1 rRNA gene is annotated in these 385 nt (G+C 52.2%); it reads left to right on the forward strand.

The window, feature by feature from the left end:
* Nucleotides 1-385: ribosomal RNA gene (locus tag OGX90_RS01135) — 23S ribosomal RNA — on the forward strand; the annotation flags it as partial.

Consider the following 385-nt stretch of genomic DNA (forward strand, 5'->3'; position numbering starts at 1 on the left):
GTGAATACATAGCGTAATGAAGCGAACCGGGGGAACTGAAACATCTAAGTACCCCGAGGAAAAGAAATCAACCGAGATTCCCCCAGTAGCGGCGAGCGAACGGGGAGCAGCCCAGAGTCTGAATCAGCATGTGTGTTAGTGGAAGCGTCTGGAAAGTCGCACGATACAGGGTGAAAGTCCCGTACACAAAAGTGCATGTGTTGTGAACTCGAAGAGTAGGGCGGGACACGTGGTATCCTGTCTGAATATGGGGGGACCATCCTCCAAGGCTAAATACTCCTGACTGACCGATAGTGAACCAGTACCGTGAGGGAAAGGCGAAAAGAACCCCGGCGAGGGGAGTGAAAAAGAACCTGAAACCGTGTACGTACAAGCAGTGGGAGCA

The organism is Citrobacter sp. Cpo012 (assembly GCF_030333015.1).
Taxonomy (GTDB): Bacteria; Pseudomonadota; Gammaproteobacteria; order Enterobacterales; family Enterobacteriaceae; genus Citrobacter; species Citrobacter portucalensis.